14 protein-coding genes and 1 pseudogene are annotated in these 12757 nt (G+C 70.7%); 7 read left to right on the forward strand and 8 right to left on the reverse strand.

The genetic code is table 11. The features are described 5' to 3' along the window. Positions 1-62 precede the first annotated feature (62 nt). Positions 63-1847, forward strand: a complete 1785-nt coding sequence (locus HV826_RS25890; RefSeq protein ID WP_176419648.1) for an Ig-like domain-containing protein — start codon at positions 63-65, stop codon at positions 1845-1847. 57 nt (positions 1848-1904) lie between these two features. Here HV826_RS25890 and HV826_RS25895 read toward each other — a convergent pair whose 3' ends face one another. From HV826_RS25895 to HV826_RS25910, 4 genes are all read right to left on the reverse strand, one after another. After that, on the reverse strand, positions 1905-3311 hold the full coding sequence (locus tag HV826_RS25895; RefSeq protein ID WP_176419649.1) for a M24 family metallopeptidase: 1407 nt from the start codon (positions 3309-3311) through the stop codon (positions 1905-1907). A 121-nt stretch (positions 3312-3432) separates the two neighbouring features. Beyond that, positions 3433-3810, reverse strand: a complete 378-nt coding sequence (locus HV826_RS25900; RefSeq protein WP_176419650.1) for a hypothetical protein — start codon at positions 3808-3810, stop codon at positions 3433-3435. A gap of 82 nt (positions 3811-3892) precedes the next feature. Further along, entirely contained in the window at positions 3893-5083 is a 1191-nt protein-coding gene (locus HV826_RS25905; RefSeq protein WP_176419651.1) for a kelch repeat-containing protein, read from the reverse strand. 177 nt (positions 5084-5260) lie between these two features. Next, the gene (locus tag HV826_RS25910; protein ID WP_176419652.1) at positions 5261-5560 is read right to left on the reverse strand and encodes a DUF2171 domain-containing protein; all 300 of its coding nucleotides are present in this window, start codon (positions 5558-5560) and stop codon (positions 5261-5263) included. Between the two features lie 273 nt (positions 5561-5833). Here HV826_RS25910 and HV826_RS25915 point away from each other — a divergent pair, with 273 nt between their 5' ends. After that, positions 5834-6031, forward strand: coding sequence for a hypothetical protein (locus HV826_RS25915; protein ID WP_176419653.1), 198 nt, complete (start codon positions 5834-5836; stop codon positions 6029-6031). A gap of 31 nt (positions 6032-6062) precedes the next feature. Beyond that, positions 6063-6581, forward strand: coding sequence for a hypothetical protein (locus HV826_RS25920; protein WP_176419654.1), 519 nt, complete (start codon positions 6063-6065; stop codon positions 6579-6581). Positions 6582-6593: 12 nt separating this feature from the next. Here the strand turns inward: HV826_RS25920 and HV826_RS25925 are convergent, their stop codons facing one another. Further along, positions 6594-7607 carry an ABC transporter ATP-binding protein gene (locus tag HV826_RS25925; protein WP_176419655.1) on the reverse strand — a complete coding sequence of 338 codons (1014 nt, stop codon included), beginning with the start codon at positions 7605-7607 and terminating at the stop codon, positions 6594-6596. A gap of 239 nt (positions 7608-7846) precedes the next feature. Between HV826_RS25925 and HV826_RS25930 the strand changes: the two genes are divergently transcribed. From HV826_RS25930 to HV826_RS25940, 3 genes are all read left to right on the forward strand, one after another. Continuing rightward, on the forward strand, positions 7847-8644 hold the full coding sequence (locus HV826_RS25930) for an ABC transporter ATP-binding protein (protein WP_176419656.1): 798 nt from the start codon (positions 7847-7849) through the stop codon (positions 8642-8644). A 74-nt stretch (positions 8645-8718) separates the two neighbouring features. Further along, positions 8719-8973 (forward strand): hypothetical protein, encoded by a 255-nt coding sequence (locus HV826_RS25935; protein WP_176419657.1) that lies wholly within the window; start codon positions 8719-8721, stop codon positions 8971-8973. After that, complete coding sequence (locus tag HV826_RS25940; RefSeq protein ID WP_217918782.1) at positions 8973-9767, forward strand: sterol desaturase family protein; 795 nt, start codon at positions 8973-8975, stop codon at positions 9765-9767. The genes HV826_RS25935 and HV826_RS25940 overlap by 1 nt, the downstream gene beginning before the upstream one ends. A gap of 29 nt (positions 9768-9796) precedes the next feature. Here the strand turns inward: HV826_RS25940 and HV826_RS25945 are convergent, their stop codons facing one another. From HV826_RS25945 to HV826_RS25955, 3 genes are all read right to left on the reverse strand, one after another. Further along, entirely contained in the window at positions 9797-10624 is an 828-nt protein-coding gene (locus HV826_RS25945) for an alpha/beta fold hydrolase (RefSeq protein ID WP_176419659.1), read from the reverse strand. Positions 10625-10741: 117 nt separating this feature from the next. Further along, a complete protein-coding gene (locus tag HV826_RS25950) occupies positions 10742-12010 on the reverse strand; it encodes an AAA family ATPase (RefSeq protein WP_368670990.1) in 1269 nt (422 codons plus the stop codon). Positions 12011-12017: 7 nt separating this feature from the next. Continuing rightward, positions 12018-12359, reverse strand: coding sequence for a hypothetical protein (locus HV826_RS25955; RefSeq protein WP_176419660.1), 342 nt, complete (start codon positions 12357-12359; stop codon positions 12018-12020). Here HV826_RS25955 and HV826_RS25960 point away from each other — a divergent pair. Further along, positions 12358-12757, forward strand: a pseudogene (locus HV826_RS25960) (TolC family protein); the annotation flags it as partial. The gene HV826_RS25955 and the pseudogene HV826_RS25960 overlap by 2 nt on opposite strands.

The raw sequence follows: 12757 nt of genomic DNA on the forward strand, positions 1-12757 counted from the left end.
GACTAGGGTTCGCGCGTTGAGCTCCGACGCAACGGCCCGGCGTCCCTTCCGAGAGGCTTCTCATGAACCCCCGCCGTACCCGCGCCCGCTGGGCCTTCCCACTTCTCTGCGCGGCACTGGGAACCGCCGCCTGCGACAACGTGGAGTCCGAGCCACCCCCGCCCGCTCCTCCACCTCCCGAACTGCGCGTCAGCGTGAACACGGAAGGCCCCGCGTTCTGTCGGGAGGGGCTGTGGACGCTCGCTGTCTCCGTCGAGGGCGGTACACCGGAGCGCCTGGAGCTCTTCACGAACGGCGAGGCGCCCACGAGGCTGGCGGCGCCGTACCAGCATGTCGTCGACTGCGCCACGCATGCCGAGGGCAGCTTCGCGTTCAGGGCCCGAGCCGTTGCCGGTGGCCAGAACTTCGACGCCGCGGACGTGTCCGTCACGGTGGACCGCACGCCGCCCACCATCGTCTCCGTACGGCCCGACCACAGCCATCCGTCCGTGTCGTCTCCGATGGGGTTCGTCTTCTCGGAGCCGCTGCTGCCGAGTTCACTTCAATCCGCGCCGGCCGAACTGGTTGGCCCAGGCGGGCTCCCGGTCGCACATCAAGCGGTCCTCAGTGAGGACGGAACGGTCCTCGAACTGGTGCCAACGTCACTGCCCCAGCCTCCCGTTACGATGGGCGCGATGCTGCTCCAGAAGGATATGACCGACCGGGCCGGCAATCCCCTCGACCCGGTCCTGCCGGACTTCGCCGTCCTGCACCATGCCACCTACTGGCCTTTCGGGCGCGTCATGGCATTCCCAGGCTCCTGGCCGACCTCGCTCGCGCTTGAAAGTGGCGATGCCGGGACCGTGCCCGTCGTCGGCTTCATCCATGACGCCCAGGGCGCAGGAGAACCGACCGTCGCACGGTGGAACGGCGATGAATGGCAGCACCTTCCCCCACTCCGAGCAGCGAATGCGCGCTCCGCATCCGCCTCTGGGCTCCAAGTGGTGCAGAAAGACGGCGCGCTTGTCGCCGCATGGTGTGAGGGGGATGCGGCCAACGGGGGCCCCCGACTCCATGTCGCGAGCTACACCGGGACGGCCTGGCAACCCCTGGGAGCGCCGTACGACATTCAGTCCGAGTCCACCCAGGTCAAGCTGGCGTTGGGAAAACAAGGGAGGCCCGTCATCGCCTTGGAACGGAATGTCTCCGATTCCGACACCGAAGTGCGCGTCATCCACTGGACAGGTACGGAGTGGCGGGCGCTGGGTGGGCTTCTCGATGAGCACCCCGTCCCGAATACCCCTGCGCGACGGGTCGCCATCGCCACGGATGACACGCGCGTGCTCGTAAGCTGGGTGGAGGCGGCCGCCGACATCGGCCCTCCTCACAACTACATCCACGTCAGGGCGTTCGAGAACGGAAACTGGGTTCCCGTGGGTGTGTCCATCCCGGTCGCGGGATTGACTGTCATGGAGAACATCGTCCTTGCGATTCAGCCAGACAGTCGCGCCGTCATCGCCTGGACTGAGCGTGAATTCTCCGTGAGCGACGGCACCCTCCGCTTCTCGTCCGCGGCACTGGACTCCTCGCAACCCACCTGGGCATCGCCCGAGTACGTAGACATCCGGCCAGGCTCCGGCTGGTACGCATCGCTTCAGCTCGTCGTCGGCCACGACAATGAGCCCTGGCTGGCCTGGACGGAGTACCGCAGGTACTCCCCAGAACCCTATAGCTACTACAGAAGGCGCCGTGCCACGGGTTGGGAGCCCAAACAACTCATCGCAGGAGCGCGGCTATGGGAGTTCCTGCTCGACGAAGACGGGCATCCCTGGGCCCTGTCGGGCGACACCGTCGTGCGCCCCCAGTAGGCCTGCCGCGAGCGGCCTCGAAGTGAGGCCGCTCGCCACGTCTCGCGGGCCTTGCGCTCAACGCACCAGGTGGAAGTCCGTCTGGCGCTTCCAGCCCCAGTGCACGCGGCCCTCGGCGTCGATGGTGATGTCCTCCTCCTGCGCCGAGCGCACCCGCTGGCCGTTCCACTCCGGCACCGCGGACGTGGCCTGCAGCTCGATGGAGTACCACTGGTTCGCAATCACCTTGTGGTCGCCGTTGCCGGGCACGCCCTCCTGCCGGTCCCACAGGCCCACCATGGGGCCCGCGCCGTGGCCGTGCAGGCCAATGGGGTGCGAGTACACGGTGCCGTCGATGCCCTCGGCGCGCATCCGCTCGAGGGAGGCGCGGAGGATGTCGTTGCCCGTGCGGCCGGGGCGCAGCTCCTCGAAGACGATGTCCTGCAGCCGGTTGGACGTCTTCAGCGCGGCCTTCAGCCCCTGGGGCGCGTCCGTCTCGCCCTCGCGCAGCACGTAGCCCATGTGCTGGGTGTCGGTGTTGAGCCCCAGCGCGGTGACGCCGTAGTCGCAGTGCAGCACGTCGCCGCGCTGGATGATGGGGTCGTCTCCCAGCTCCTGCTCGGTGACGCCCTGGCGCTGGAGGTCCACCGACGGCTGGAACCACGTCTTCAGGCCCAGGTCCGCCAGGCGCTGACGCATCCACCACTCCACGTCGCGGGTGCGCGTGACGCCCGGGGTGATGACCTGGTTGGAGAAGGCCGTCTCGATGATGCTCCACGCCAGCTTCGTCTGCTCCTCGTAGAAGCGCGCCTCGTCCGCGCTGCGCCAGGCGATGAGGTCCACCGCCAGCCCATCCACGGAGGTGAAGCGCTTCACCCAGTCCGGGCCAAGCGCCTCGGCCATGCCTTCGTATTCGCCATGGGTGAGGCCGTCCGCGAAGGCGAAGGTGCGCGACACATTGAGCGCGATGCGCTTGGGCTGGCGCTCCTCCACCACCTGCTTGAGCACCTGCCACTGCTCCGGACCCCACAGCTCCGCCTGCCGGCTCACGCCGCCGCCGTCCACCTGTCGCTGCGCGCGGCGAGGCGTGTAGATGCCGCCCTGCGAGCCACCGCCCAGCGCGAGCCGCTCCACGCCCTGCTCCGGGCCCCGGTCGAAGAAGACGTAGATGGTCCGGCGGCGCGCGGCGAACGTCGTCGGCGAGACGAGCGCCTTGAAGACCGGGTCCTCGTTGTACTCGCGCATGGGGATGACCCACATGTCCACGCCGTGCTGGCGCATGAGCTGAGGCAGGGCCTTCTCCAGGCGCTCGGCCAGCCACGCCTGCTGGCGCCGGGCCTGCTCACGCAGGGTGCCGAAGGGACGCTCGGGGGCCGGGGACTTCGCCGCGGCCTGGGTGGCGGCCGGGGCCTGCGCCGTCGGAGCGACGGTGGCGCAGGAGGTGGAGAGCAGCAACGGGGCAAGCAGCAGGGTCCGGGTGCGCATGGCCGCGCAGTCTGTCACGCACAAGCGCGTGACGCGCGCGGAGTCCACGCGCCTTCATGCCCCTGGCCCCCGTGAGGCCCGCGACTCCGGAACGCAGGGAGCAGCCGTGAAATCGCCGGAGTCAGGGCACGCCCGCACAGGCCGCGCCATCCACGCCGCACACAGCGCGCAACCGGGCCTCGTCGACGGAGTGCTGGCAGCCGCTCGCGGTGGCCGCGTCGAGTTCGTCAATGCGCACGCGCATGCACTGCACGCAGCCCGCCTTCGCGCCCGTGTCGGTGCGCGACAGGTCCGGCTCCACCGCCGCGTAGGCGGCGATGCGGTCCGCCTCGCACTGCTCGCGTGACACCGTCAGGGCGCCGCACTGCTCCTCATACGCGCACGCGGAGGCCGCCACGCGCTCCGCCCAGCCGGCGTAGGAGAGCTGCGGCGCCTCCGAGCCACCACACGCCACGAGCCACGCGCACACCACCACTAGCGACACCTTCCACGGGTTCATGCCCGCATCTCACCCGGCCCTGGCGCTGGAGTCACCCACGGCGCCTGCCCGCCGCAGGTGCTTCGTCGCGCGCGCCCACTCGTCACTCGCCCTGCCCGGCCGCGGAGCGCTCCACGACGGCCTCGGCACCTCCCAACGCTCGCGCGGAGCACGGCGCCACGTCACAAGCGCCCGGGACATAGCGCTCGCTCTCGGAGAGCATCCCCACCGCCTCGTTGCCACCGCCCATCACCAGCACCGCGCCGTCTCCCAGCGCCAGGGCGCCCAGCTTCTCGCGCGGCGCGTCCAGCGCGGGCGCGGAGGACCACGTCTCCGTCTTCAAGTCGAAGCGCTCCACCGACGCGAGCGCGCCCGTCGTGTAGTGCTCGCCGCCCATCATCAGCACCGCGCCGTCCGGCAGCACCACCGTCGCGTGGTGCTCACGAGGCACCCTGGGCGCCCCCACCAGCGTCCACACCCCCGTCTCAGGCGAATACACCTCCGCCGTGGCCGCCGCGCGCGCCGTCGTTCCCCCCACCACCAGCACGCGCCCATCCGGCAGCAACGTCACCGAGTGCGCCAGCCGGTGCGTGCCCGCCGCCCCACCGGTGAGCCCCGCCTTCTCCCAGCGTCCCGTCACCGGGTCATACAGCTCCGCCTGCAGGCCACTCACGAACAGGGCCTTGCCGTTGGCCAGCACCACCGCCGTCTGAGCCCCACCCCGCGAGAAGCCCGGAGGCGCCGCGGCGCTCCACGTCCCCGTCTCTGGATTGAACAGCTCCGCCGAGCGCAGCGGACGCTGGTCCACGTCCGTCCCACCCGCCACCAGCACGCGCCCGTCCGCTAGCAGCACCGCCGCCGGGTCATTGCGCGCCACGGCCATGGGGCGCACCTCCGTCCACGTCCCGGTTGCCGGCGCATACACCTCCGCGTCCGCCAGCGCGCCCATCGCCACGCCGTTGGAGCCGCCCATCACCAGCACCCGGCCGTCCGCCAGCCGCACCGCGGCGTGGTTGCGACGGCGCGTGCGCATGGCGCCCGTCTCACGCCACCGGCCCGTCTCCGGCTCGAACACCTCGCAGCTGCCCAGCGTGCGGTTCCCATCATGCCCGCCCGAGGCCAGCACCCGCCCGTCCTCCATCACCACGAAGGGCAGCAGCTTGCGGGGCGTGGACAAGGACAGGCCCTGCCCCGCCACCCCGCGACCACCGTCCTCCGCGCGCGGATCCGCGCTGCAAGCGAACGTGAAAGCGAAGAGGATGACCGTGACGCATGATGCTGAAAACCGTTGCATGACCCCACCTGGAATGCCCGTCGAAGCGGTCACGTCTAGCCTGACCGTCTGACATTCCAGGGCTGGCCAACCTGAGTGATTGCCGACGCTTACCCGGCACTCAGGGCCTGCCCGGCCACCCTCCAGAGCGGGCCGGAGCGAAGGTGCAACGCCTTGCGTTACTCGTTCTCTCGCGGCTCAAGACTCCACGTTCACGGGCTCGCGCTCCAGTCCTTTGGAATGGCGAGGGGGGAGCGCGCCGCCGTCGTCATCCACCTCCAGCGTGAGCAGCGGGTGGTCCGCGTCGGCGAGGTAGACGTCGTGGCCGCTGACGAAGTCCACGTCGGAGAACTCCACCAGGTAGTCGTGCCGGGGAATGGGCACCAGCCCCTGCTCCAGCTCGAAGTGCGTGTCCCCGATGCCTGACACACGGCCGATGACCTGGCCTGTCGCCGTCCGCACCGTCATGCCTTCGTGTACGTCATCTCTCCGCATCATTCCGGCCTCCTCTCGCTCGGGCGCCCGGCCCGTCCGGGGCGCTCAGACAACAGTGCGAGCGGGCACGGCGGGACGCACCTGCCACGGTGCACACGGTGGAGCGCTCGCGGCGACGACCCGCCGCTCCACCACCGCGCGGGCTCAGGGATTGCCGCGCCCCATGTCCTGCCAGGAGGACGCGTGGCCCCAGGCCGCCAGCCCTGGCGCACTCCGGGCAGGCGTCGAAGCCGCACGGACACAGGCGTGCCTAACGTTCCAGGCAGGAGGTGCTCCATGCTGCTGGAACTGTCCGAGGTGGAGGCGCGCGAGGTGAAGCAGGCGCTGGACACGGCCCTGCGCGCGCTCTTGGAGGAGATGGCCCAGGCGCCCCCAGGCGTCCATCGCGACGTGCTGCGCGAGCGCTACGAGCGGCTGGACCCGCTCAGCCGGCGGCTCGACATGAGCCTGGAGGGGGAGCAGGTCTACGCCTGAGCCGCCGCGAAAAGCAGGGTAGCCTGAGCGGATGCGAACCGCGCTCCTCGCCGTGCTCTCCTTGACGGCCGTCGTGTCGTGCACCTCCGCCGAGGCGACCTCCAGCAAGCCGCCCGCGTCTCCCCAGGAGGACTTCTTCCGTCGTCCGGACCGGGTGCAAGTCTTCCTGGCGGACATGAATCAGCAGTGGGACCTGGAGCCCGACGCGGACGTCGGGCCCACCAGCGGCCTGTTCCTCCTCACCCGGGAAGGCCCCGAGCTGAGCCGGAAGCAGCGCCAGTCCCTGGCGGCCATCTGGGTCTCTCCCAAGGAGCATGTGCCCTACCCACCGAAGAAGTGCGGGTTCAACCCGGACATCGCCTTCCGCTTCTGGCGCGGCGAGACGTGGGTGGACGCGGTGGTCTGCTTCAGTTGCCGGCAGCTCATCTTCCACGACGCGAACGGCAAGCGCATCGCGGGCTCGGAGGCCGGTTTCCTGGACGGGTTCCCTCAAATGGTGAAGCTCGCGAAGGAGGCGTTCCCCCAGGAGACGTTCAACTCCAGCTGGTAGGCCCGAAGCGCTTTACAGGGCCCGGCCCGACGTCGCGTCGAAGCGCCGCAGCTTCGACGCGTCATACCGCAGCCACACCGGAGCGCCCGTGGGCACGCGGAAGTCCCCGGCGGCGCGCGCCACCATGCGCTCCCCGGCCACGTCCACCGTCACCCAGCTCTCCGCGCCCATGAGCTCCACCAGGTACACGCGGCCCTCCAGCGCGTCCGGTGGCGGCGCGCCCTGCCCCACCTCCAGGTGTTCGGGACGCAGCCCCAGCACCACGTCCGCGTCCGGCAAACCCAGCGTCCGGGGCTTCACCAGGTTGATGCGCGGCGCGCCGAAGAAGCCCGCCACGAACAGGTTCGCGGGCGCGTCGTACAGCTCGCGCGGCGGGGCCACCTGCTGCACCTCACCCTGGTTCATCACCACCACGCGGTCCGACAGCGTCATCGCCTCCGCCTGGTCGTGGGTGACGTAGACGAAGGTGGCCTTGAGCTGCTCGTGCAGCTTCTTGATTTCCCCCCGCATCTGCGTGCGCAGCGCCGCGTCCAGGTTGGACAGCGGCTCGTCGAAGAGGAATACCTTCGGACGGCGGACCAGGGCGCGCCCCAGCGCCACGCGCTGCCGCTGGCCCCCCGACAGCTCCTTCGGCTTGCGCGACAGCAGGCCCTCCAGCCCCAGCAGCGACGCCACCTCGCGCACGCGCGCGTCGATGTCCGCCTTCGTCAACCCCGCCACCTTCAGCGGGAAGGCGAGGTTTTGCGCCACGTCCAGGTGCGGATAGAGCGCGTAGCTCTGGAACACCATGGCGATGTCCCGCTCGCGCGGCGACAGCTCATTCACCACCGCGCCGTCGATGCGCAGCGTGCCGCCAGACAGCTCCTCCAGCCCGGCGATGAGGTTCAGCGTCGTGGACTTGCCGCAGCCCGACGGGCCCACCAGCGAGATGAACTCGCCGTCCGCGATGTCCAGGCTCACGCCCTTCACCGCGGCCACGCCGCCCCGGTACACCTTGCGCACGTCCTCCAGGGACACCGTCGCCAAACGCCTTGCCTCCCGGGCGCCCGGCCTCCGGACGCCCCATGTGTCACTCCGTCTCACCCACGGGCCTCGTAGCATCGCGCCCTCCGCGCCCAGGGCAAGCCCCGAGGCGAGGGACCGCCCGCCTCTGACCGCCATCCCACACCGGGATGGAGGCCGGGCGGCCGGGCACCCCTTCCCCCTGCCAGGCAGCCGCTTCTTGGAGGCGGAAGGCGGCGGCCGCGCACTATGTTCGCGCGGCCATGAGTCCCTCGAGCCCACCGTCCTCCCGCAAGCTGGCCATCGAAGTGCGGGACCTCCACAAGTCCTTCGGTGACCAGCACGCGCTGCGCGGCGTGAGCCTGGAGGTGCCAGAGGGCACCACCTGCGTGCTGATGGGCGTGTCCGGGTCGGGCAAGACGGTGCTGATGAAGCACATCATGGGCCTCTTGCGGCCAGACCGGGGCACCGTGCAGGTGGATGGCGAGGACATCGCGCGGATGAACGAGGCCGCGCTGGACCAGATGCGCCGCAAGCAGGGCATCCTCTTCCAGGCGAACGCCCTCTTCGACTCACTCTCCGTCTTCGACAACGTGGCCTTCCCCCTGCGCGAGCGCACCCGCATGCCCGAGGCGGAGATTGCCGAGACGGTGAACAAGACGCTGGAGCGCGTGGGCTTGTCGCACGCGACGCAGCGCTTCCCCGGCGAGCTGTCCGGCGGCATGCAGAAGCGCGTGGGCTTCGCGCGCGCCACCATCCTTCAGCCGAAGATTCTCCTCTACGACGACCCCACCGCCGGGTTGGATCCGCTCACCACCGCGGCGGTGAATGAAATCATCACCACCGGCAAGCAGCAGCTCGGCGCCACCTCGCTGGTGATTACGCCGGACGTGGCCTCCGCCTTCGGCATGGCGGACCACCTGGCCCTGATGCACGAAGGCCACATCGTGGAGTACGGCCCGCCAGACGCCTTCCGCGAGTCGCAGCACCCCGCCGTGAAGGCCTTCCTCCGCAACTGGCTCCGGCGCCGCGCCCAGAGCAAGCGCGCGGCCCAGGCCTGAGGCGCCCCGTCCGGACTATCCTCCATCCCCTCCGCAGGGGTCTTGCGCGGAGTCCTCAAGGGAGCGGCGTGGCCATGCAACCGCAGGGCGGCAAGCGATTTCGGCAACTGACGGTGACCCTCGCGGCGCTCGCGCTCGCCGTCGTGACGGTGACCGGGGCGGCGAGATTCTTCGGCGGCACCAAGATTGGCAGGCTCACCCAAATGTCCGCGGAGGAGCTCGCGGGTGGCCCCACCGTGCTCAAGTCATTTGACACGGCGGACGCGGGCACCCCGCGAGTCCAGGATGCCGGTGACGCGGCGACCCTGGCCACGCCTCCCGCGCCGTGATGGACCTGGGCGCCCTTGGAGGGGCCGCGCTCTCCTTCGGGGTGCTCGCGTGTGTCTTCTGGCCCCTGGAGAAGGCCTGGGCCGCGCGTCCAGGCCAGCCGCTGCTGCGGCCCGCGCTCCGCACCGACCTCGCCTACTTCGTGGCGCAATACCTGGTGCTCGCGCCGCTGGCGCTGTTCATGTTGAGCCACGTGAAGGCGCTCTGCCAGGTGGACGTGCTGACCGGGCTCCAGGCCGCCGTGGCGCGCCAGCCCTGGTGGCTCCAGGCGATGGAAGCGGTGGTGCTCTGCGACCTGCTCGTCTACGGCTTCCACCGCCTGTCCCACCAGGTGGACTTCCTCTGGCGCTTCCACGCCGTCCACCACTCCGCCGAGCACCTCGACTGGCTCGCCGCGCACCGCGAGCACCCCGTGGACGGACTGCTCACGCAGTGGGTGGTGAACCTCCCCGCGCTGATGATGGGCTTTCCACTCGAGACGCTGGCGATGCTCATCGCCTTCCGTGGAATGTGGGCCATCTTCATCCACTCCAACGTCCGGATACCGTTGGGCCCGCTGGGCTTCCTCTTCGGCGCGCCGGAGCTGCACCACTGGCACCACGCGCGTGAACGGCACACGCGGCACAACTTCGGCAATCTCGCGCCGTGGACGGACTGGCTCTTCGGCACCTATCACCGGCCCACCGGACCCGAGCAGTACCCGCTCGGGCTCGTGGAGCCATTTCCCCGGCGCTTCTGGGCCCAGCTCCTCTCGCCCGTGGCGCGGACGACTGACAGCCGGAAGCCGCCCCGCTGAGCGGACACTCCACGCTCGCTGGCGACCCCTCACCCGGCCCTGGATGCCCGCGTCTCGGATTGCGCGTCCAGGAAGGTCCCCAAGGTGGCATTGACGAGCGCGGGCTCCTCCACGGTGGAGGAGTGCCCGCCGCGCGGCAGCGTCACCAGGCGTGAGCCAGGGATGAGCCGGTGCAGGCGCTGCGCCTTGGCGGGGACGGTGGCCGTGTCCTCGGCGCCGACGACGACGAGCGTGGGCACGCGGATGTGGGGGATTTCGTGGGCCACGCCGCGCCGCTCGATGACGCCGTTGACGGCGCGCCAGATGTCGCGGCGGTTCTCCATGAGGCGCGTGCGCCAGCGGCTGCGCTCCTCGGCCCGGTTAGGGTCTGTCATGAAGCTGCGGCCGAACATGATGCGCATCACCGGGTCCGCCACCGGGCGCAGGCCCGCCAGGCGCGCGGTGAGGTTGAGCAGCGTGTACCGCGGCACGTTGTGAAGGGGCTCCGGGTCGGCGGACGTCTCCATCAGCACCAGCGAGCGCAGCAGGTCCGGCCGCCGCGCGGCGATGCGCATGCCCACGAAGCCGCCCATGGACAGGCCCACGAAGTGGCAGGGCCCCACACCCAGCCGCTCGATGAGCGCCACCGCGTCCAGGTACACCGTCTCCATGTCGATGACGCGCGCCGGAGGCACGGCGCTCTGGCCCTGGCCCCGGTGGTCATAGGCGATGCAGCGGAAGCGCCCGCTCAGCGCCTCCACCTGCGGGTCGAAGAGGCGACAGCTCCACAGCAGGCCGTGGCTGAAGACGACGGGCACGCCCGTGCCCCCCGAGTCCTCGTAGTACAGCTCCGTTCTGTTGACGGTCAGCATCGGCATGCGCGCAACCCTCCCCGGCTGGCGAGGATAGGCGAGCGACGCGCAGGGACTGGCACCTCTCTTCGCGGAGCCGTTTGCCGGATGACGTCCCGCTGCCCTCGGGGTCGACGCGGCTGACTACCAGAGACCCTTGGCTTGAAGCAGCTCGCCCACGCGGCGGGGGTCGGCGCGCCAGGCGGTGAAGAAGTCCTCGGCGACGTCGGGGGTCAGGTTCTCCCAGACGAGCCGGCCGGTGTCCTCCTCGCGGCGGCAGCGCACGAAGGTGGAGCGCACCTGCTCGGGCGAGTCGAAGGTGAGGCTGTCGAGCAGCTCCGGGTTCTGGCTGGTGAGCAGGGCCTGCCGGGGTTCGAGCTGCTCGAGGATGGCGCGGACCTGCCGGGGGTGGAAGGCGTGCGCGACCTCGTCCGCGATGACGACGGCGCGGGCGTGGGCCAGGTAGTGGAGGAAGGCCACCAGGCGCTTCTGGCCGTAGCCGAGCTGACGGGCGGAGAGGCGCTGACCGGCGGCGGTGACGAAGCAGAGGTCCAGGTTGCCCAGGGACAGCGTCTCGTACTTGCCCTGGGGCTGGGTCTCCAGCGGGGACAGCAGCGCCTCCGCGGACGCGAAGCCGAGGAGCCGGGCCGCGTCGCGGAGGAAGGGGACGTTCTCCGAGGACAGCACGTAGCGGGCGGAGCCCCACTGCGCGGCGGCGACCTTGCGCAGACCGTCGAGCAGGTCCTCCGAGGCCACGCCCGTGCCCGTGGCGAGCACGCCCTCCGCGCGGCGGGAGAGCCGCAGCTCGGCGCGCCAGAGCTGGTCGAAGTGGGCGAGCCCCTCGTCGAAGCGGCGGAGGTCGGCCTGCGCGGAGACCTCCCGCGCCATGGCGAGCATCGGCTCGACGGCGGCGGTGGCCTCGCCCGTCTTCTCCACCCAGGCGATGCCGCCCGTCATCAGGACAAGCCAGAGCCGGCCACCGACTTCGGGGGCGATGCGCTCGTGGACGACGTCGGTGGTGTCGTCCTCGCGGGAGACGCGGAGCTGCGGGCCCTCGCGGTGGATGACCAACGGCCACGCCATGTCGCGCGGGGCCACGGTGATGTCCATGGACAGGCCGCTCGTGCCCTCCGCGCCCGAGGGCACGTTGCGCACGCGGACGGTGATGCGGCCGGTGTCCGCGGCCAGGGCGTATTCAAGGTCGAACGCCTCATGCCGCAGCGGCGTGAAGTCCGAGCTGACCACGGCGGCGGCGAGGTCCAGCAGCATGGACTTCCCGGTGCCGTTCTCCCCGAGCAGCACGTTGAGGGAAGGGCTGAAGAGCAGCCGCGTCCCGGGCTTCACGGAGCGGAACTGGTGGACCTGGAGCCACTGGAGCTTGAGCATCAGCCGGGAGACTGGCTCCCTGGACACTTCAGCGTCAACTCGCGCCGCACGGCGGCACGACGCCCCGGGACTCCCAGATAGGCCGGCGCTGGTCCACCCACGCGAACACCTTGTTGGACCAGAAGCTGGCCATCGTCAACGTCACGCGGTCTCCGGTATCGACACCCGGCGCGCCGAGGCACTGTCCACGCTCGCGCAGCCGCATCGCCCCCGGAGGCCGCGCATGACAGCAGCCATGCCCCAGGGGCCGCGTGTCCTGCCCGTCTTCATGCACAGCCCCGCAGCCCCGTCCCTTCTTCTGTCCACCAAACGCAGGGCAGCCCTGGCGGCCGTGGTGGCGGGGCAGCGCGCTTCCTACCTGTGCGCCCGCTCCCATGAATGCCCTGCTGCTCGCAGCCCTGCTGTCCCACTCCAACCTCCTGCTGGCCCAGACGGGCTCCGACACCGACGCGGGCGTGGAGCCCCCCGCGGCTCGCGCGCCCGCCCTCTCCCCGGAGACACCCGAGCCGCCGAAGTTCCCCGTGTCCGACCCGCTGCTGGAGCCCGTCCCCCCGGCCGCCATGCAGGTGGCGACCTGGGACGAGGCGCTGCAACTGCTGCGGCAGCGCTCTACCAGCCTGTACACCGCGCTGGCCCAGGTGGAGGCCGCGGCGGGCGTGCAGCGCATCGCCCTGGCCGCGCTGCTACCCACGCTCACCGGCACAGTCTCCGTCCAGTACAACGTGCTCAACCCCGACGCGACACCGCTGCTGGGCGGAGGGGGTGGCGGCGGCG

Origin of the sequence: Myxococcus sp. AM010, assembly GCF_013372585.1 — a bacterium.
GTDB lineage: Bacteria > Myxococcota > Myxococcia > Myxococcales > Myxococcaceae > Myxococcus > Myxococcus vastator.